At 70.4% G+C, this 19,650-nt stretch carries 14 protein-coding genes; 6 read left to right on the plus strand and 8 right to left on the minus strand.

What is annotated here, in order from left to right; translation table 11 throughout:
- Positions 1-33 precede the first annotated feature (33 nt).
- Together AB0A61_RS10175 and AB0A61_RS10180 are read left to right on the plus strand one after the other, a co-directional pair.
- Positions 34-948 carry an ABC transporter permease gene (locus AB0A61_RS10175; RefSeq protein ID WP_361289069.1) on the plus strand — a complete coding sequence of 305 codons (915 nt, stop codon included), beginning with the start codon at positions 34-36 and terminating at the stop codon, positions 946-948.
- Entirely contained in the window at positions 941-1,768 is an 828-nt protein-coding gene (locus tag AB0A61_RS10180; protein WP_361289072.1) for an ABC transporter ATP-binding protein, read from the plus strand. Before AB0A61_RS10175 ends, AB0A61_RS10180 begins: the two co-directional genes overlap by 8 nt.
- Positions 1,769-1,864: 96 nt before the next feature.
- Here AB0A61_RS10180 and AB0A61_RS10185 read toward each other — a convergent pair whose 3' ends face one another.
- The 3 genes from AB0A61_RS10185 to AB0A61_RS10195 form a co-directional block, all read right to left on the minus strand.
- Positions 1,865-3,376 (minus strand): hypothetical protein, encoded by a 1,512-nt coding sequence (locus AB0A61_RS10185; protein WP_361289164.1) that lies wholly within the window; start codon positions 3,374-3,376, stop codon positions 1,865-1,867.
- On the minus strand, positions 3,357-3,746 hold the full coding sequence (locus tag AB0A61_RS10190; protein WP_361289075.1) for a GtrA family protein: 390 nt from the start codon (positions 3,744-3,746) through the stop codon (positions 3,357-3,359). Before AB0A61_RS10190 ends, AB0A61_RS10185 begins: the two co-directional genes overlap by 20 nt.
- A gap of 286 nt (positions 3,747-4,032) precedes the next feature.
- Entirely contained in the window at positions 4,033-8,976 is a 4,944-nt protein-coding gene (locus AB0A61_RS10195; RefSeq protein ID WP_361289078.1) for an NAD-glutamate dehydrogenase, read from the minus strand.
- Positions 8,977-9,520: 544 nt separating this feature from the next.
- Between AB0A61_RS10195 and AB0A61_RS10200 the strand changes: the two genes are divergently transcribed.
- Positions 9,521-10,087, plus strand: coding sequence for a DJ-1/PfpI family protein (locus AB0A61_RS10200; RefSeq protein WP_361289081.1), 567 nt, complete (start codon positions 9,521-9,523; stop codon positions 10,085-10,087).
- A gap of 115 nt (positions 10,088-10,202) precedes the next feature.
- On the opposite strand, the gene AB0A61_RS10205 is transcribed toward AB0A61_RS10200, so the two are convergent.
- Positions 10,203-10,871, minus strand: a complete 669-nt coding sequence (locus AB0A61_RS10205; protein ID WP_361289084.1) for an HAD family hydrolase — start codon at positions 10,869-10,871, stop codon at positions 10,203-10,205.
- A 91-nt stretch (positions 10,872-10,962) separates the two neighbouring features.
- Entirely contained in the window at positions 10,963-11,478 is a 516-nt protein-coding gene (locus AB0A61_RS10210) for a hypothetical protein (protein WP_361289087.1), read from the minus strand.
- A 343-nt stretch (positions 11,479-11,821) separates the two neighbouring features.
- Between AB0A61_RS10210 and AB0A61_RS10215 the strand changes: the two genes are divergently transcribed.
- Complete coding sequence (locus AB0A61_RS10215) at positions 11,822-12,682, plus strand: Rv3235 family protein (RefSeq protein WP_361289090.1); 861 nt, start codon at positions 11,822-11,824, stop codon at positions 12,680-12,682.
- A gap of 94 nt (positions 12,683-12,776) precedes the next feature.
- On the opposite strand, the gene secA is transcribed toward AB0A61_RS10215, so the two are convergent.
- On the minus strand, positions 12,777-15,593 hold the full coding sequence (gene secA, locus AB0A61_RS10220; RefSeq protein WP_361289093.1) for a preprotein translocase subunit SecA: 2,817 nt from the start codon (positions 15,591-15,593) through the stop codon (positions 12,777-12,779).
- Positions 15,594-15,866: 273 nt separating this feature from the next.
- On the opposite strand from secA, the gene AB0A61_RS10225 reads away from it, so the two are divergent.
- Together AB0A61_RS10225 and AB0A61_RS10230 are read left to right on the plus strand one after the other, a co-directional pair.
- Complete coding sequence (locus AB0A61_RS10225; RefSeq protein WP_361289096.1) at positions 15,867-16,445, plus strand: GNAT family N-acetyltransferase; 579 nt, start codon at positions 15,867-15,869, stop codon at positions 16,443-16,445.
- 114 nt (positions 16,446-16,559) lie between these two features.
- Positions 16,560-17,735 carry a crosslink repair DNA glycosylase YcaQ family protein gene (locus AB0A61_RS10230; RefSeq protein WP_361289099.1) on the plus strand — a complete coding sequence of 392 codons (1,176 nt, stop codon included), beginning with the start codon at positions 16,560-16,562 and terminating at the stop codon, positions 17,733-17,735.
- Positions 17,736-17,753: 18 nt separating this feature from the next.
- Here the strand turns inward: AB0A61_RS10230 and AB0A61_RS10235 are convergent, their stop codons facing one another.
- Positions 17,754-18,500 (minus strand): response regulator transcription factor, encoded by a 747-nt coding sequence (locus AB0A61_RS10235; protein WP_361289102.1) that lies wholly within the window; start codon positions 18,498-18,500, stop codon positions 17,754-17,756.
- A gap of 206 nt (positions 18,501-18,706) precedes the next feature.
- On the minus strand, positions 18,707-19,396 hold the full coding sequence (gene raiA, locus AB0A61_RS10240; protein WP_361289105.1) for a ribosome-associated translation inhibitor RaiA: 690 nt from the start codon (positions 19,394-19,396) through the stop codon (positions 18,707-18,709).
- Positions 19,397-19,650: the final 254 nt, after the last annotated feature.

The raw sequence follows: 19,650 nt of genomic DNA on the forward strand, positions 1-19,650 counted from the left end.
CCCGTACCCCACCCCCGAGCGAAAGCAGCGGATGTGAGCCAGGTCCTCCACACACCGCCCTCCGCCCCGCAGCAGGCCGAGGACGACCTCGCGGCCCTCGCCGCCCGGCACGGCCTGTCCGTCAGCGGCGCGCGGCCCACCCTGCCCGCGTACATCCGCCAGCTGTGGGCGCGACGCCACTTCATCACCGCCTTCGCCACCGCCAAGCTCACCGCGCAGTACAGCGAGGCGAAGCTGGGCCAGGTCTGGCAGGTGATGACGCCTCTGCTGAACGCGGCGGTGTACTACTTCATCTTCGGTGTCCTGCTGGGCACCAAGCACGGCGTCGCGGACTACATCCCCTTCCTGGTCACCGGCGTGTTCGTCTGGACGTTCACGCAGAGCTCGATCATGGCCGGCACGCGGGCCATCTCCGGCAACCTCGGCCTGGTGCGGGCGCTGCACTTCCCGCGGGCCGCGCTGCCCATCTCCTTCGCGCTCCAGCAGCTCCAGCAGCTGCTGTTCTCGATGGCCGCCCTGGTGGTGATCCTGTTCTGCTTCGGCATCCCGCTCAGCGCCTCCTGGCTGCTGACGATCCCGGTGCTGTTCCTGCAGTTCGTGTTCAACGCCGGCATGTCGATGATCATGGCCCGGATGGGCGCCAAGACCCCGGACATCGCACAGCTGATGCCCTTCATCCTGCGCACCTGGATGTACGTCTCGGGCGTCATGTTCAGCATCGACAAGACCCTCAAGGCCGCCCACCTGCCGTACCTCGTGAAGCGGCTGCTGGAGGCCAACCCCGCCGCCGTCTACATCGACCTGATGCGCTTCTCGCTGATCGACAGCTTCCACGCCAAGCAGCTCCCGCACCACGTGTGGGCGTACGCGGTGGGCTGGGCGCTGCTCGCCGGCGTCGGCGGCTTCATCTACTTCTGGAAGGCTGAGGAGAAGTACGGCCGTGGCTGAGCAGACCATCGAACACACCGGCCGGCCCGCCCCCGAGGCCGACGCCGAGAAGATCCCCACCGTCATCGCCGACCAGGTGGACATCGTCTACCGGGTGCACGGCACCGGCTCCGGCCGCGGCTCCGCGACCGCCGCCCTCAACCGCATCCTGCGCCCCAAGCAGGCCGAGAAGGCGGCGGGCGTGCGCAAGGTGCACGCGGTGAAGAAGGTGTCCTTCGTCTCCTACAAGGGCGAGGCGGTCGGGCTGATCGGCACCAACGGTTCCGGCAAGTCCACGCTGCTCAAGGCGATCGCCGGGCTCCTGCCGGTGGAGAACGGGCACATCTACACCAACGGCCAGCCCTCCCTCCTGGGCGTCAACGCGGCCCTCATGAACGACCTGACCGGCGAGCGCAACGTCTACCTCGGTGGCCTGGCCATGGGCATGTCCCGCGAGCAGGTCAAGGAGCGCTACCAGGACATCGTCGACTTCTCCGGCATCAACGAGAAGGGCGACTTCATCTCCCTGCCGATGCGCACCTACTCCTCCGGCATGGGGGCCCGGCTGCGGTTCTCCATCGCGGCCGCCAAGGACCACGACGTGCTGCTCATCGACGAGGCGCTGGCCACCGGCGACCGCTCCTTCCAGCGGCGTTCGGAGAAGCGGATCCGCGAGCTGCGCGAGCAGGCGGGCACGGTGTTCCTGGTCAGCCACAACAACAACTCCATCCGCGACACCTGCGAACGCGTCCTGTGGCTGGAGCGCGGCGTACTGCGCATGGACGGACCCACCGAAGAGGTCCTGGAGGCCTACGAGGCCTTCACCGGCGGCAAGGGGTAGTACCGCAGCCGCGGTGGCGCGCTGCCCGCCGCCGTCGTCCTCGGGCCGGATGCCGACGGGTGTCCGGCCCGAAGTGCTGCCGCGGCCCGCGCCGTCTCACCGCACCACGGCGTACAGCGCCTGGCCGCCGGGCCCGTGCGCCACCGGCCGCAACTCCGGGTCCCGCCTGGGCCGCCCCTCGTCGACGACCCAGCGCACCCCGTACTGGCGCAGGAGGTCCCACCGCTCGGCGCCTGGCGTCCCCCGCGCGAAGTAGCGCTCCACGGCATCCGACCGCCGCGACTCGTCCGGCAGGAAGAAGTCCGGGTAGCCGGGTGCGACGGTGTAGGGCCCGTAGGCGGGGATGAGGCGGGAGGGGAAGGCGCGCGCCATGACCACGTCCCCGTACCTCACGTACGGGGTGATCCAGTGGTACCCGGCCCACGGCGGCGTGTAGTCGACGGCGAGCGCCTTCGGCAGGGCCTGCCGCCCCACGACGTATCCGATCACGCCGGCCTGGGTCCAGGCCCCCAGGGCCAGCGCACCGGCGAGCACCCATGCCCACCGCTTCCGCACCGCACGCGGCCGGGCCTCGACCACCTCGACAGCGGCCGCGAGCTGGGCCGGGATGAGTGCGGCGGGCAGTGCCCGCCCCCAGGAGTAGTGGCCGCTCGCCCAGCCGGCCAGGCAGACCACCGTCCCGAGCAGGAAGAAGGCCGCGAGCGGGTCCCAGCGGTCGCGGCGCCACCGCCGGCCGAGGGCCGCCACCCCGATCAGCGTCAGCCAGTACCGTCGCGCGAAGTGGGCGTAGAGCGCGCGGTGCACCTCCTCCAGGTCGCCGCCGGCGGAGGACAGGGCGAAGAAGTCGTAGTAGGGCCACAGCCACAGCACCAGCAGGCCCAGCGCCGCCGAGGCGCCCAGGCGCGGCCACAGCGCCGGCGCGGGCCGTGCCACGAGCACGGTGGCGAGGCCGCCGAGGGTGGCGACGACCCCGGTGAACTGGTGGCACAGCAGCGTCACCGCCCAGAGCGCCCCGAGCCCGAGCCAGCCGCCCCATCCGGTCGGCGTGCGCAGCGCCCGGGTGAGCGAGGCCCAGAAGTGGAAGGCGAGGCCGAGGGCGAACACGCTCGGGTACGAGACCGTCAGGGCGAGCGAGTTGAGGGCGAGGAAGCCGCTCCAGTTGATGAGGGCCGTCCCCCACAGCAGGACCAGGCACAGCACCGCCAGCGCGGGCGCGGCCCGATGGGCGCTCAGCGTCCGTACGTACCGCCACACGCCCGTCAACAGCAGGCCCAGCCCGGCCAGCGCGGCCAGCCGCAGGACGACGAAGACCGACAGGCCGGTCACGTCGGCGACACAGCCGAGCAGCACCATCCACGGCGAGTAGTACGGGCTCGGGGTGTCGGCGGCGACGAGCGGGTTGCCGGGATGCATGAGGTTGTGGCGCAGGCGCTCGATGGTCGCCGCGTGCATGCCGAGGTCGCCCGCCCACGGCAGCCGTGCGATCACCAGGAGCAGCAGGACCACGACCAGCGCGGCGGCCAGCCGGGGAGCGGCGGCGCGACGCCCGGTGACCTGTCCGGGAGCGGCCCGGCCCGCTGGGCGTACCTCAGCAGGTGCGGCGCGCATCATGCTCGAACACCCAGGTGCGGTAGACCAGGAAGCGGAACGCGGAGGCAAGGACGATCGACAGCGCCTTCACGACATTCACGCCGATCGGGTCGCGCATTCCCAGGCCGTGGTACCCGGCAAAGAACAGCCCACTTTCCATGACCACGCCCAGTCCACTGAATGCGAAGAACAGTGCGATTTGACGAGGTGCACGCGAGGCCCGGTCCCGATAGGCGAAATACCGGAAGCCCAGGTAATTGCTGCCCATCGCGACACAGCTGGCCAGCACCGTGGCCACCATGGCCGGGCGGCCGAGGCCGTGCAGCAGCAGGTTGAACACCAGGAAATTGACCAGTACGCCGCTGCCGCCGACCACTGCGAATTTCACGACTTCGAGGACGACTCGTGTGACCGGCCGAGCCGGAGCGGGAGGGCTTTCGGGGATACGGGGGGTTACGGTCGCGGCCGGACGGGTCCCGGAGAGGTTCACAGTCACACGGGCAACTTTATCCGAATCATCCCGATTAACAGGAAAAGGTAAATTCACTGCTCGATTTACCCCAAACGCCGTAAAGAAAAGCAACCAATTGGAGCAAGCGCCCTTCCCCCAGACGTGCCAAAACGCGGGCGCCCCCGGCCGGGAACGGCCGGGGGCGCCCGCGTCGGCGGGTCCGCTACGAGTGCGTGCGCAGCAGCGTGCGCATCGTCCGCATCGCGACCGACAGGTTGGCCAGGTCGAACGCGTCCGAGCCGCGGATCTCCTCCAGGGTGGTGCGCGCCCGGGACAGGAGCGCCGCGTTCTTCTGCTCCCACCCCTTGAAGCGCTGCTCCGGGGTGGAGGTGCCGTTGCCGACGGACAGGACGTCCGCGGTCAGCGCCGCGTGCGCCGCGTACAGGTCCTCACGGATCGCCGCACGTGCCATGGACTGCCACCGGTCGGCGCGCGGCAGCTCGATGATGCGGTCCATCAGCTGGGTGATGCCGAGGCGGTCGGCGAGGTCGTAGTAGACCTCGGCGACGTCCATCGGGTCCTTGCCGGTGCGGTCGGCCACCGAGACGATGTCCAGCGCCGGGAAGGCCGAGGAGAACCCGGCCACCCGGGTGGCGAGCTCGTCCGGGACACCGGCGCCGGACAGCTCGTCGTAGACCTGCTGGTACCACTCCAGGTCCGCGCCCTTGAGCAGCTTGGGCAGCTCCGACCAGACCTGCTCGACGCGGTCGGAGAAGAACGCGACGGTCTCGGTCAGCTGCAGCGGCTGCGGCCGGTTGTTCAGCAGCCAGCGCGTGCCGCGCTCGACCAGCCGGCGCGAGTGCAGGCGGATGCGGGTCTGGACGGTGGCCTCGACCTTGTTGTCGAGCGCCTCGACCGCGTCCCACACCGGCGCCGAGCGGAAGATCGCGCGGGCCACGGTCTGCGCCCGGACGATCTCCTCCAGCGACGCGCCGGTCTCCTCGCGCAGGCGGTGCAGATAGGTCGTACCGCCCGTGTTGACCGTGTCGTTGACCAGCACGGTCGTGGTGATCTCACGGCGCAGCGGGTGGCTGTCGATGCCCTCCTCGAACCGCTCGCGCAGCGCGGTCGGGAAGTACGCGTGCAGCAGGCCGCGCAGATACGGGTCGTCCGGCAGCGAGGTGTGCAGCAGCTCGTCGGCGACCGTGATCTTCGTGTACGCCAGCAGAACGGCCGTCTCGGGGCCGGTCAGGCCCTGTCCCTGGCCCAGCCGCTCGCGGATCTGGCGGTCGGCGGGCAGGAACTCCAGGGCCCGGTCCAGGTGGCCCTCGCGCACCAGGTGCTTCATGAAGCGCTGCTGGGCGTGGAGCATGTCCTTGGACTGGGCGAGCGCGTTGGCGATCGCCGTGTTCTGCGCGTAGTTGTTGCGCAGCACCAGTGCGCCGACCTCGTCGGTCATCTCCGCCAGCAGCTTGTTGCGCTGCTTGACGGTCATGTCGCCGTCCGTGACCAGGCCGTTGAGCAGGATCTTGATGTTCACCTCGTGGTCGGAGGTGTCCACGCCCGCGCTGTTGTCGATGGCATCCGTGTTGATCTTGCCGCCGTGCAGCGCGAACTCGATCCGGCCCAGCTGGGTCAGGCCCAGGTTGCCGCCCTCGCCGACGACGCTGACCCGCAGGTCCCTGCCGTCGACGCGGATGGCGTCGTTGGCCTTGTCGCCGACGTCCGCGTTGGACTCGCTGCTCGCCTTGACGTACGTGCCGATTCCGCCGTTCCACAGCAGGTCCACCGGCGCCTGCAGGATCGCCCGCATCAGGTCGGCCGGGGTCAGCTTCATGACGTTCGACTCGATGCCGAGCGCCTCGCGGATGTGCGCGTTGACCGGGATCGCCTTGGCCGAGCGCGGGAACACTCCGCCGCCGGCCGACAGCAGCTCCGTGTCGTAGTCGGCCCAGGAGGAGCGCGGCAGCTCGAACAGACGGCGCCGCTCGGCGTACGAGGTGGCCGCGTCCGGGTTGGGGTCGATGAAGATGTGCCGGTGGTCGAAGGCGGCGACCAGGCGGATGTGCTCGGACAGCAGCATGCCGTTGCCGAACACGTCACCGGACATGTCGCCGATGCCGACGACGGTGAAGTCCTGGGTCTGGGTGTCCACGCCCAGCTCCCGGAAGTGCCGCTTGACGGACTCCCAGGCGCCGCGGGCGGTGATGCCCATGCCCTTGTGGTCGTAGCCCGCGGAGCCGCCGGAGGCGAAGGCGTCGCCGAGCCAGAAGTTGTACGACTGCGCGACCTCGTTGGCGATGTCCGAGAACGTCGCCGTGCCCTTGTCGGCCGCGACCACCAGGTAGGTGTCGTCCTCGTCGTGCCGCACGACGTCCGCCGGGGGCACCACCTCGCCGGCCACCATGTTGTCGGTGATGTCGAGCAGCGCCGAGATGAAGGTCTTGTAGCTGGCGATGCCCTCGGCCAGCCACGCGTCGCGGTCCACGGCCGGGTCGGGCAGCTGCTTGGCCACGAAGCCGCCCTTGGCGCCCACCGGCACGATGACGGTGTTCTTCACCATCTGGGCCTTGACCAGGCCGAGGATCTCGGTCCTGAAGTCCTCACGGCGGTCGGACCAGCGCAGGCCGCCTCGGGCGACCTTGCCGAAGCGCAGGTGCACGCCCTCGACACGCGGCGAGTACACCCAGATCTCGAACGCCGGACGCGGCGCAGGCAGGTCCGGGATGGCCTGCGGGTCGAACTTCATGGAGACGTAGTCGTGCGGCCTGCCGCTGTCGGCCTCCTGGAAGAAGTTCGTGCGCAGCGTCGCCTTGATGACGGTCAGGAAGGACCGCAGGATCCGGTCCTCGTCGAGCGAGGCCACCTGGTCCAGGGCCGCGTCGAGCTCCTCCAGCAGCGCGTCCACCAGCTCGTGCCCGGCCCGCTGCCGGTCCGGGGACATCCGGGCCTCGAAGAGCGAGACGAGCAGGCGGGTGGTGTGGACGTTGTTGCGGAGGGTGTCCTCCATGTAGTCCTGGCTGAAGGTGGAGCCGGCCTGCCGCAGGTACTTGGCGTACGCGCGCAGCACCATCGCCTGCCGCCAGGACAGCCCGGCGCTCAGCACCAGCGCGTTGAACCCGTCGTTCTCCGCCTTGCCGGTCCAGGCGGCGGCGAACGCGTCCTGGAACCGCTCGCGGGCGTCGTCGCCGAGGTAGTCGCCGTTGCCGATCGCCGACTTCGGCATGCGCAGGCCGAAGTCGTAGATCCACGCCGTCGTCCGGTCCGCGCAGCGCAGCTCGTACGGCCGCTCGTCGGTGACCTCGACGCCGAGCCGGCTCAGCACCGGCAGCACGGCGGACAGGGAGACCGAGCCGCCCTTCTGGTAGATCTTGAAGCGGCGCTCCTCGGGCGCGGCACCCACCGGCTCGTACAGGCTCAGCGCGAACGTCTTGTCCTCGTCGAGCTGCTCCAGGTGGACCAGGTCGGCCACCGCGGCCCGCGGCGGGTGGTCGGCCTTGTAGCCCTCGGGGAAGGCGTTGTGGTAGCGGCGCAGCAGCTCGGCCGCGCGTTCCTCGCCGCACTCGGCGTTCAGCGCCTCCGCGAAGCCGTCGGCCCAGGAGCGGGCGGCCTCCACCAGGCGGGCCTCGATGCGCTCCTTGTCGCTGTCGCTGAGCTGCGGCAGCTCGGTGCCCTGCGGGACCCGGACCACGAAGTGCAGCCGGGAGAGGATCGACTCGGTGTTCCAGGCCGTGAAGTCGACGCTGGTGCCGCCGAGTTCCTCCTTCAGGATGTCGATGATCCGCAGCCGGACACCGGTGGTGTAGCGGTCGCGCGGAAGGTAGACGAGGGCGGAGTAGTAGCGCCCGTACTCGTCCTGGCGCAGGTACAGGCGCAGCCGCCTGCGCTCCTGCAGGTAGAGGACCGAGGTGACGATGGACTGCAGCTCGTCGGCCGGGGTCTGGAACAGTTCGTCGCGCGGGTACGTCTCGAGGATCTGCAGCAGGTCCCGCCCGTCGTGGCTGTGGGGCGAGAACCCGGCGCGCTCCAGGACCTCGTCGACCTTGCGGCGGATGACCGGAACCCGACGCACGGATTCGGTGTACGCGGCGGAGGAGAACAGGCCCAGGAAGCGGCGCTCGCCGACGACCTCGCCGTTCTCGTCGAACTTCTTGACGCCGATGTAGTCCAGGTAGGAGTGCCGGTGGACGGTGGCCCGGCTGTTGGCCTTGGTCAGCACGAGCAGCTTGTGCTCGCGGGCCTTGGCGCGCGCGTCGGCGGGCAGCCGCTCGAAGGACGGGCTGACCGGGTGGCTGTCGTCGCCCGCGTGGGGCGGGTCCGCGCGCAGTATGCCGAGACCGGTGCCGGGCACGGCGGCCAGGGAGTCGTCGTCACGCAGCTGGTACTCGCGGTAGCCGAGGAAGGTGAAGTGGTCCTGGGCCAGCCAGCGCAGCAGCTCGCGGGCCTCCTCGGCCTCGGGCGCGGGCAGGTCGCCGGGCAGGGCCTCGCCGGGCAGCCCCTCGGCGATGCGGACCGCCGCGTCCCGCATCTTCTCCCAGTCCTCGACGGCCTCCCGGACGTCGGACAGCACGCGCACCAGATCGGCGGTGATCTGCTTCAGGTCGGCGCGGTCGGTCTCACGGTCGATCTCGACGTGGATCCAGGACTCGGTGTGCGCGTCGTGCGGCAGCGGCTCCCCGGCCGGCGGCGCGGGCAGCACCTCGATGAGCTTGCCGGTGAGGTCGCGGCGGACGACGAACTGGGGGTGGACGACGACGTGGATGCCGCGCCCCTGCCGGGTCAGCTCGTTGCTGACGGAGTCGACCAGGAAGGGCATGTCGTCGGTGACCACCTCGACGACGGAGTGGCTGCAGGTCCAGCCGTTCTCCTCGACGGTCGGGGTGTGGACCCGCACGTTGGCCGTGCCCTGGGGGCGGTTCTCGGCCAGTCGGAAGTGGGAGTAGGCGGCTCCGAAGACGTCGTCCGGTTCGCGGTCGGTGAGGTCTTCCGGGGCGGTGTGCAGGTAGTAGCGCTGGAGGAACGCGAGCACGGTTTCGCGGTCCGGGGTGCCGGTGGTGCCCGCGCTCGTCGTCCCGGTCGGTAGGCGCCCCCCGACCGGGCTGTTCTCAGCTACCCGGGCGGCCCTTTCGAGCAGCTCGGCCTTGGCTTCGTCCAGCTTGGTCTGCATTGTCCTCTGGCTCCTGTCGCGCGCCGTTGCGTGACGTAGAAGGAAGTACGGTCTCTTCCCTTCCGACGTAGTGCCTCGGCCCGGGGTGTCCGGTCTGCTCCGACGCTATGCCGCAAGGTGAGATGAGCGGGGGGATATCAGCCATTCTCGACGCGCCCGACGGGTGTGACGCTGCTCTCTGCCGTGCCGGTACCCGGGGTTGACGCGGCATCCTGGGGGCCTTCGTGGCCCCGTCCCGCCCGCGAGGACCAGCGACCGCCGCCCGGTCACGGATGTCGTCCGTGCTCACCGGGCGCAGGGCGAGGGCGCCGATGCCCCCGCGAACTATCGCGCTGATCACGCCACAAGGCTATCGCTCCTCACCGGGGCCCCGTCATGAGCCGTATGTGTACAAATCCGGGGGCAGAACTTTGACAGTCTGCACAGGGGCAGGCAGGGCGGGAACGTCGTATCCGCCGGCCGTGCCCACCTCGACGGCCGTTCCGGCAGCGGGCACCCTGAGAGGGTCGCGCCGCACCACCCGTCAGAGGGGAGCGCACCGCCCATGCCAGCGAAAATCCTCATCGTCACCGGCGACGCAGCCGAGTCCCTGGAGGTCCTCTACCCCTACCAGCGCCTCCGCGAAGAAGGCTACGAGGTCCACATCGCGGCCCCCGAACGCAAAACGCTGCGTTTCGTCGTCCACGACTTCGAACCGGGCTTCGACACGTACACCGAGAAGCCCGGCTACACCTGGCCCGCCGACCTCGCGTTCTCCGAGGTCGACCCCGGCCAGTACGCCGCCCTGGTGATTCCCGGCGGCCGAGCCCCGGAGTACCTGCGCAACGACCCCGAACTCCGCAAGATCCTCAAGTCGTTCTTCGACACCGACAAGCCGGTCGCCCAGATCTGCCACGGTCCCCTGCTCACCGCCGCGGTCGACGGGCTGCGCGGCCGGCGCGTCACGGCGTATCCCGCGCTGGAGCTGGACATGCAGGCCGCCGGTGCCGCCTTCCAGGACGCCGAGACGGTGGTCGACGGCACCCTGGTCTCGTCCCGTGCCTGGCCGGACCACCCGGGCTGGATGCGCGAGTTCCTGACGGTACTGCGCACCAAGGCACCGGTGAGCTGAGCCGGGACCCCACCAGGGCGCGGCTCCCCCGTGGACGCCGCGCCCCGCGGGTGCGACCGGCCGCCCGCCCCGCTCACGCGGCCAGTCGCTCCGCTTACGCAGCCGGTCGTCGCGCCTAAGCGGCCAGGCGCTCGGCCTCCGCGACCGCCTCGGCCAGTGTGTCCACCACCGGCACCCCGGCCTCCTCCAGGCTGGCCCGGCTGTGCGAACCGCCGGTGTACAGCACGGCGCGCGCCCCCGCGTGCCGCGCGGCCACCGCGTCGTCCGCGGCGTCTCCGATCACCACCGTCCGCCCCGGATGCACCAGTCCGGCCAGCGCGCCCAGGTGCCGCACCATGTGCTCCGCCTTGCTCCCGCCGGACGGCCCGGTCCGCCCGTCGACCCGTATGAAGTGCGCCTCGATCCCGAAACCCCTTACCAGCGGGACGAGTTCGTCGTGTCCGTACATGCTGAGGATCGACTGGCTGTGGCCGGCCGACGTCCACCCCGTCAGCAGCTCCACCGCCCCCTCCGCCAGCCCGCACCGGAGCCGGTGCTCGGCGTAGTACCGGTGGAAGACGGCGTCCATGAGCCCCCATTCGGCGTCGGTGGGCAGCCGCCCCAGCAGCCGCTCGTAGAACCTCGGCACCGGCACGCAGTACAGCGCGCGGTACCGCTCCAGCGTGATCGGCTCCAGCCCCAGCTCGGCGAACGCCGCGTTCGTCGCCCCGATGACCGCCTCGTTGTCGTGGAACAGCGTGCCGTTCCAGTCCCAGACGATGTGTGCCCCTGACTGCTTCCCCATGACCGAAAACGTACCCGCAGGCACTGACAATCAAGAGAACCGCAGGTCAGGCCGATCGGACCGATCAGACCGGCCAGAGCAGTCAGTCCGGTCAGTCCCCGAGGCCCACGAGGTTCGGGATCTCCTGCGTGGCGTACCAGAGCAGCTCGTGGTCCTCGGCCCCGTCCACGGCGAACTGGGCGTCGTCGTCCCCGCCGTCCGCCGCCGGCAGCGCCTCGGCCGCGGCGGCCACGTCCGCCTCCGCGTCCTCCGAGTCGGCGTGCACGGCCGCGGCCCTGGCCAGCGCCACCGTGGCGGCCACCCGCACCTCGCCGAGCGCCGCCGGATCGAGCCCCCGGTCCGGATCGGCCGCCGCCGCGCCGTCGGGGACGTCGACCGCGACCACGACCCGGCGGCGCGGCGCGCCCGGGTCCGCGGCCAGCAGCCGCAGCGAGGCCAGTGCGGCCCGGCTGAGCGCGGCGTACTCCAGCTCCTCGATGTCGTCGGAGAGGTACCACTCGCGCAGGGCGGGCGTCACCGCGTAGGCGACGAACGGTCCCGTCCCCAGCTCGCCGGTCTTGTACGCCTCGGCGAGACCGGGGAGGGTCAGGGGGACGTAGACGCGCATGGCTGGCCGCTTTCGTGGTCGGAGGGCCCCGCGGGGCGCCGGGCTACGGGCGGTCCCACGCCGCCCGGACGGCCTTCAGGATACGTGCGGGGGTCCCCTTTCGGGGCCCCGACCGCCCCCTTGGCACCGTCCACCCGACGCCTCGCACCTCACCCGGCGCACCGCCGTGTCCCCGGGGTTTCCGTCCTCCGTCATCACCCGGATAAGTGAACCTGCTCGCCGTCCGATCCGGCCCGCGCCTTCCTTGCCGTTGCCCTCCCGGGCCCCGTACAAGATCCCCGCCAGCAAGTTACCGACCGGTACCACCCGGCCGACACCGAACGGGGACCCCGTGAACAAGGTCATGACCAGAGCCCACCGCCGCCCCGCCACGCGCCCGCCGGGCCGCCCCGACGCCCGCCGTCCCGGCGGCGCCCCGCCCCGCACACCGGGCGGCGACCGGCCCCGCACCACCGGCGGCAGCCGCCCACCGGGCCCGCCCGGCGGAAGCGGCCCCGCCCGCACCGGCCCCACGGCAGGCCGTCCCCCGGCAGCCCCGCCCCGCAGCAACACCACGGCTCCCACCGGACGCGGCTCCACCGGCGTCCGCAGCGGCTCCACCGGCGGCCCGGTCGGCTCGCCCCAGTGCTGGGGCGGCGGCATTTCCGGCCGGAGTGGATCCACTGGCCCGAGCGGCTCGCCCCCGGGCCCGGACAGCCGCATCACCGGCCGCAGCGGCTCCCCCGGCGGCGCAGGCGGCTTCGCCCAGGGCCGGGACGGCGGCGGCCCCGCTCCGGGCGGCACCGGACTTCGTCCGGCCGCCGCGGTCCCCGCGGTCACTCCGGGCGTGGCAGGGGTGAACGGGGCTCCCCGGTCGGCCCCGCCTGCGGTCACCACCGAGCTCTTCGCCGACCGTCTGCTCGCCGTCCTCAGCGGGCAGCGGCCCGTCCACTGGATGCTCCGCCACACAGTCGGGCGCGCCTACGACGAACTGGCCTGGCTCGCCGACCGCGGACCGCTGCGCGCCCGTGGCACCCGCCCGGTCGTCCGCGACATCGGCTACTACGAGCCCCGCCCCGGCGCCCTGGAGGCCTTCGCCCGAATCGGCGCCGGTGACCGGCTGCGCGCGATGGCCTTCCGCCTGGAACAGGGCCACGACCTGCGCTGGCGCTGCACAGCGGTGGAACTGGGCGGCCCCAGAATGCCCCGCACCGACGACGACTGAGCGCCCCAGAAGACGAGGGTGCGGACGTCCGAAGGGCCGGGCACCCTCGGGGTGCCCGGCCCTTCACTGCCTGCTGCTCCTCAGGGAGCGGCCGTCACTTCTTGCGGCGGCGGCCGGCCTTGGCCTGCTTGCGGCGCTCCGCGCGCGTGAGGCCGTCGGACTCGGAGCGGACGGGCTCGTCGTCGGTGGCGAAGTCGCCTTCGACGATGCCACCCTCACCGTCCACCGTCGGCGCGGAGAAGTGCAGGTCACGCCGCTGCGGGGCGTCCAGCCCCTTGGCGCGGATCTCCGGACGCGCCGCGCCCGCCTGCGCCGGCACCACGTCCTGGACGCCCTCCGCCACCGGCTGGGCGTCCTCGACCGGGACCTCCTCGACCTGCTGCTCGACCTGGACCTCCAGGTTGAACAGGTAGCCGACGGACTCCTCCTTGATGCCGTCCATCATCGCGGTGAACATGTCGAAGCCCTCGCGCTGGTACTCGACCAGCGGGTCCTTCTGCGCCATCGCGCGCAGGCCGATGCCCTCCTGGAGGTAGTCCATCTCGTAGAGGTGCTCGCGCCACTTGCGGTCGAGGACCGACAGCACGACCCGGCGCTCCAGCTCTCGCATGATCTCGGAGCCGAGCTGGGCCTCGCGGGCCTCGTACTGCTCGTGGATGTCCTCCTTGATGGACTCGGCGATGAACTCGGCGGTCAGGCCCGCACGGTCGCCGGCCGCCTCCTCCAGTTCGTCGATGGTGACCTTCACCGGGTAGAGCTGCTTGAAGGCGCCCCACAGCCGGTCCAGGTCCCAGTCCTCCGGGAAGCCCTCGGAGGTCTCGGCGTGGACGTACGCGTCGATCGTGTCGTCCATGAAGTGCTGGACCTGCTCCTGCAGATCCTCGCCCTCCAGGACCCGGCGCCGCTCGCCGTAGATGACCTCACGCTGGCGGTTGAGGACCTCGTCGTACTTCAGAACGTTCTTACGGGTTTCGAAGTTCTGCTGCTCGACCTGCGACTGGGCGGACGCGATCGCGCGCGTGACCATCTTGTTCTCGATCGGCACGTCGTCCGGCACGTTCGCCATGGACATCACGCGCTCGACCATCTGGGCCTTGAACAGCCGCATCAGGTCGTCGCCGAGGGAGAGGTAGAAGCGGGACTCGCCCGGGTCGCCCTGGCGGCCGGAGCGACCGCGCAGCTGGTTGTCGATGCGGCGGGACTCGTGCCGCTCGGTGCCCAGCACGTAGAGGCCGCCGAGCTTCTCGACCTCCTCCTTCTCGGCCTTGACCGCCTCCTCGGCCCGCTTGAGCGCCTCGGGCAGGGCCTGGGCCCATTCCTCGATGTGCTCCTCGGGGTCGAGGCCGCGCTGGCGCAGCTCGGCGTCGGCGAGGTCCTCGGGGTTGCCGCCGAGCTTGATGTCCGTACCGCGGCCGGCCATGTTGGTGGCGACGGTGACGGCGCCCTTGCGGCCGGCCTGGGCGACGATCTGGGCCTCACGCTCGTGGTGCTTGGCGTTCAGCACCTCGTGCTGGATGCCGCGCTTGCTGAGCTGCTGCGAGAGGTACTCGGACTTCTCGACCGAGGTGGTGCCGACCAGGATCGGCTGGCCCTTCTCGTGCTTCTCGGCGATGTCGTCGACGACCGCCTCGAACTTGGCGACCTCGGTGCGGTAGATCAGGTCCGACTGGTCCTTGCGGACCATCGGCTTGTTCGTCGGGATCGGGACCACGCCGAGCTTGTAGATCTGGTGGAACTCGGCGGCCTCGGTCATCGCCGTACCGGTCATGCCGGAGAGCTTGTTGTAGAGGCGGAAGAAGTTCTGCAGGGTGATCGTGGCGAGCGTCTGGTTCTCGTCCTTGATGTCCACCCCTTCCTTCGCCTCGATCGCCTGGTGCATGCCCTCGTTGTAGCGGCGGCCGGCGAGGATACGGCCGGTGTGCTCGTCGACGATCATGACCTCGCCGTCGATGACGACGTAGTCCTTGTCGCGCTTGAAGAGCTCCTTGGCCTTGATGGCGTTGTTCAGGTAACCCACCAGAGGCGTGTTCACCGACTCGTAGAGATTGTCGATGCCCAGCCAGTCCTCGACCTTGCTGACGCCGGACTCGTGGATGGCGACCGTGCGCTTCTTCTCGTCGACGTCGTAGTCGCCGGTCTCCTCGATGCCCTTGAGCGGGTTGCCCGCCTCGCCCTTCTTCAGGCGGGTGACCAGCTTGGCGAAGTCGCCGTACCACTTGGTGGCCTGGTCGGCCGGGCCGGAGATGATCAGCGGCGTACGGGCCTCGTCGACCAGGATGGAGTCGACCTCGTCGACGATCGCGAAGTTGTGACCGCGCTGGACGAGTTCGTCGTTCGACCACGCCATGTTGTCGCGCAGGTAGTCGAAGCCGAACTCGTTGTTCGTGCCGTAGGTGATGTCGCAGGCGTACTGCTCCCGACGCTGGGCCGGGGTCATGTTGGCGAGGATGCAGCCGACGCTCAGCCCGAGGAACTTGTGGACGCGGCCCATCATCTCGGAGTCGCGCTCGGCCAGGTAGTCGTTGACCGTGACGATGTGGACGCCGTCTCCGGAGAGCGCGTTCAGATACGCGGGCAGGGTGCCGACGAGCGTCTTGCCCTCACCGGTCTTCATCTCGGCGACGTAGCCCATGTGCAGGGCGGCGCCGCCCATCATCTGCACGTCGTAGTGGCGCTGGCCGAGGACGCGCTTGGCGGCCTCACGCACCGTGGCGAACGCCTCGGGCAGCAGGTCGTCCAGGCTCTCGCCGTCGGCGTACCGCTGCTTGTACTCATCGGTGAGGGCCCGCAGCTCGGCGTCGGAGAGGTCGACGAAGTCCTCTTCGATGGAGTTGACCTGGTCCGCGATGCGGTGCAGCCTGCGCAGGATCTTGCCTTCGCCTGCACGCATGATCTTCGAGAGGACGGACACGGGGGTTGGTCTCCTTGCCGGTCGGGCCTGGGACGGTCGGTTTCCATTTGACGTACTGAGCAACGGCCATCGTATGCGAGGACCCCGCCAAGCCGGGAGGGCCTGCCGTGACGGCGCCTGTCGGCGGCTTCACGTCGCCTTCAAGGAGGACAACGGACGGGGGTCGCGGATGGTGCCGCGTCCGCTCGACGAATTGCGACGAATCGTGGTCGCGCGGTCACTCACCGCGAAAAGGGCTGGCGTCGCGTTGAAACCGCCGAGGAGAATCGGCCGATGGAACCCGTCACCCTCACCACCGACCGCCTCCTGCTGCGCGCCGTGGGCCCACAGGACACCGACACGGTGTACTCCGCCGCGCAGGACCCCGACATCCAGCGCTGGACCACGATCCCCTCGCCCTACCTGCCGGAGCACGCGCAGAGCTTCACGGAGCAGCTGGTCCCCGAGGGCTGGGCCAACGGTTCGGCGTTCACCTTCGGCGTGTTCCTCCCCGGCGGCGACCTCGTCGGCATGCTCGGCATCACGATGCGCTCCCTCGGTGAGGGCGAGGTCGGCTTCTGGGCCACGAAGGAACACCGCGGCCGTGGCTACATCACCGAGGCCGTCCTCGCCGCGGCCCGGTGGGCCTTCACCGAGGTGTCCGTCGACCGCCTGGAATGGCGCGCCGAGGTCGGCAACAGGGCCTCCCGCGCGGTGGCCGAACGGGCCGGCTTCACGCTGGAGGGCACCCTGCGGTCCGCGATCAACAACCAGGGGGTGCGCCGGGACTGCTGGGTGGGCTCCCTGCTGCCGTCCGACCTCGGTCTGCCGTCGACGGCACCGTACCTGCCGGCGCCTTCGCGGTCGGCATAGCCGGCCAGGGCAACCCCGGCGGGCACCTCGCGCTCCGCGCGGCTGCCGATCCGCGCGGTGGCAAAGGCGCAGCTCAGCCCCCGTTGTCAGTCCCACCCCCTATCGTGCGGAGCCATGACCTCCCTCCCGCGTCCCAGCGTCGACCTCTCGGCAGACGAAGCCCGCCGCATCGCCCTTCGCGCCCAGGGTTTTCTCGGCGCACCCGACCGCAGGTCCGGGGTTCGCGGCGTCCTGCGGCACCTGGGCGCGGTGCAGCTCGACACCATCTCGGTCCTGGCCCGCTCCCACGAACTCATCCCCTACGCCCGCCTGGGAGCGATCGGCCGCAGGACCGTCGAGGACGCCTACTGGAAGGGCACGCACGCCTTCGAGTACTGGTCGCACGCAGCCTGCATCCTCCCCATCGAGGAGTGGCCGCACTTCGCCTTCCGCCGCCGTGCCTACCGCAGCCGCCCGCACTGGAACCACGACCTGCCCGACGGCGCCTACGACCAGGTCGTCAAGCAGCTGCGCGCCGAAGGACCCCTGACGGCCACGGAGTTGGGCGGCGCCAAGCGGACCAGCGAGTGGTGGGACTGGTCGGGCTCCAAGGCCGCCGTCGAACGCGCCCTGATGTACGGCGAGGTGGTGTGCGTCGAGCGCCGCGGCTGGAAGCGGGTGTACGACCTCGCCGAGCGCGCGGTTCCCGAGCCGCTGCTGCACGACGAGCTGGACGACGCCGAGTGCCTGCGCCGCCTGGTCGGCCTGGCCGGCCGGTCGCTGGGCGTCGGCACCCGCGCGGACATCGCCGACTACCACCGCCTCAAGGGCGAGCAGGTCGACGCGGTGATAGCGGACTCGGGCCTGGTCCCGGTCACGGTGGAGGGCTGGGGCAAGCCGGCCTGGGCAGACCCGCGGGCGCTTCAGTCGCCCCCGCGCGGCCGTCACCGCACCACCCTGCTGTCCCCGTTCGACTCGCTGATCTGGGAACGGGCACGCACGGAGCGGATCTTCGGTTTCACCCACCGCCTGGAGGCCTACGTCCCCAAGCCGAAGCGGGTGTACGGCTACTTCGCGATGCCGGTGCTGGCGGGCGGCCGCCTCGTGGGCCGCGTGGACCCCGCTCGTGAGGGCCGCACGCTCGTGGCCAAGCAGGTCACCCTGGAAGACGCCAAGGCCGCAGCAGGAGTGGCGCAGGCGCTGGTCGAGGCCGCGAGCTGGGTCGACTGCACGGACGTGCGGATCGAACGCGTGGACGTTCCGGAGCTGCGCGAACCGCTTGTCCGGGAACTCGCCCGCGCCCTGGCCTGATCCACCGCGTCCGCGGCGCTATCGGATCTCCAGGATCTTCTCCCGCATCGCGTAGACCACGGCCTCCATCCTGGAGTGCAGCTGAAGCTTCTCCAGGATGTTGCGGACGTGGTTCTTCACGGTGTTCTCGGAGATGAACAACTCCTTGGCGATGTCGCGGTTGTTCATGCCCGTGGCGACGAGCTTGAGGACCTCCAGCTCACGGTCGGTGAGCCGGGGCGCGGGGACCAGCCGCCGCTCGTCGGTCCGCTGGATCATCGACTTGAACTCGGTGAGCAGCTTCGACGCCATGGAGGGGCTGATCTGCGACTGCCCGTCGGCCACCGCGCGAATGGCGGTGGCCACCTCGTCGGTGGAGATCTCCTTGAGCAGATAGCCGGTCGCGCCCGCCTTGATGGCGTCGTAGAGGTCGGCCTCCTCGTCGCTGATCGTCAGCATGATGATCTTGGCGCTGGGGGCGACCTCCTTGATCGAGGTGCACGCCTCGATCCCGCCCCGCTTGGGCATCCGTACGTCCATCAGCACGATGTCCGGCAGCAGGTCGGCGGCCTTGTCGACGGCCTCGGCGCCGTCGCCCGCCTCGCCCACCACCTGGATGTCCTCCTCGGCGGCGAGCACGATCTCCAGGCCGCGGCGGAAGAGGGCATGGTCGTCCACGACAAGGACTCTGATCGGCTCCTTGCGTGGAGTGCCCGCGTCCGGGCCCATGCCGATGACGCCGTCGCCGGCATCCTCGTCTCGCATCGGTCCGAAGCTGTCCGCCATCGTTCCTCCCCCTGAGGCTGTGGCCTGGTGTGCGGTGCCGTGGCCAACCCAAGGCAACGGCCCATCGGTTGAGCCGTTGCGGCCATGATTTCATGCCCGGACGACACCGCGGTGACCAAGCGGCACGTCGGGGGTCGCACACCGGTGCCCCTGGGGGGCGCACACACGCTCCAGGGGCACCGGGTCGACTGTGTCGGCCGGGCGGGTCAGCCGCCCAGCGTGCCGCCCGCCTCGGCAGAGGGTGCTTGAGTGACCATCGTGTCCGTCGTGAGGTGGATCACGCCGTAGTCATAGGCGTGTCGCCGGTAGACCACGCTGGGTTCCTTGGTCTCCGAGTCGACGAACAGATAGAAGTCGTGCCCGACCAGTTCCATCTCGTAGAGGGCCTGGTCCAGGGTCATCGGGGAGGCGACGTGGGTCTTCTCGCGGACTACGAGGGGTCCCTCACCCTGCACCTCCAGTGAGCCGACCTTCTTGGTGGGCACCTCGCCCGCTTCGGCTTCCTGGAGGGTGCGGCCGTTTCCGTTCAGCGTCGCCGCGCCCGGGACGTGGTCGGGGACCTCGGCGGCCGAGATCCGGCGTCCGCGGCGCGAGAATCGCTTGTCGTGCTGCTTGCGCAGCCGGGCGTCGAGCTTTTCCGCCGCCAGGTCGAGTGCCGCATACGGATCGTTGGCCGCTGCCTCCGCCCGGATCACCGGACCGCGGGAGCGGAGCGTGATCTCCACTCGGTCACAGCGGTCGGCCTGACGGGGGTTGGGCTCCTTGGACACCTCGACATCGAGGCTGATCACCTTGGCATCGAGCTTCTGGATCTTCTCCAGCTTCAGCTTCTCGGCCACGTGCTTGCGGAACCGCTCGGGCACCTCGGTCTTGCGGCCCTTGACGACGATGTCCACGCAGAACTCCGTTCCCGGATCGCTCCGCTGCACTGGCGGAGCATCTCCCTTTTGCACCCGGTTCCGGTGAGCCCCGGAACCTCGGACTCGGTGACGTCCACCTCCTCCTCCCCCGTGGGCAAGATCTCCACCCCGCCGGTGCGGGTGATTGCCGAAAACCCGCAGCACGGCATTCGGATACGACGGGGGTGGCCTGCGCCTTTCCCTTCACAACCGAACATATCTCGCCCGGACGGATGACGTCACCCTCTACT

It is taken from the genome of Streptomyces sp. NPDC046197 (assembly GCF_040646295.1).
GTDB lineage: Bacteria > Actinomycetota > Actinomycetes > Streptomycetales > Streptomycetaceae > Streptomyces.

Coding starts and splice junctions, on each gene's coding strand:
- AB0A61_RS10205 (WP_361289084.1), bottom strand. CDS start 10,871: ATGGGGAAGCAGTCAGGGGCACACATCGTCTGGGACTGGAACGGCACG.
- AB0A61_RS10235 (WP_361289102.1), bottom strand. CDS start 18,500: ATGGCGGACAGCTTCGGACCGATGCGAGACGAGGATGCCGGCGACGGC.
- AB0A61_RS10215 (WP_361289090.1), top strand. CDS start 11,822: ATGACCAGAGCCCACCGCCGCCCCGCCACGCGCCCGCCGGGCCGCCCC.
- AB0A61_RS10195 (WP_361289078.1), bottom strand. CDS start 8,976: ATGCAGACCAAGCTGGACGAAGCCAAGGCCGAGCTGCTCGAAAGGGCC.
- AB0A61_RS10230 (WP_361289099.1), top strand. CDS start 16,560: ATGACCTCCCTCCCGCGTCCCAGCGTCGACCTCTCGGCAGACGAAGCC.
- AB0A61_RS10210 (WP_361289087.1), bottom strand. CDS start 11,478: ATGCGCGTCTACGTCCCCCTGACCCTCCCCGGTCTCGCCGAGGCGTAC.
- AB0A61_RS10200 (WP_361289081.1), top strand. CDS start 9,521: ATGCCAGCGAAAATCCTCATCGTCACCGGCGACGCAGCCGAGTCCCTG.
- AB0A61_RS10225 (WP_361289096.1), top strand. CDS start 15,867: ATGGAACCCGTCACCCTCACCACCGACCGCCTCCTGCTGCGCGCCGTG.
- AB0A61_RS10185 (WP_361289164.1), bottom strand. CDS start 3,376: ATGCGCGCCGCACCTGCTGAGGTACGCCCAGCGGGCCGGGCCGCTCCC.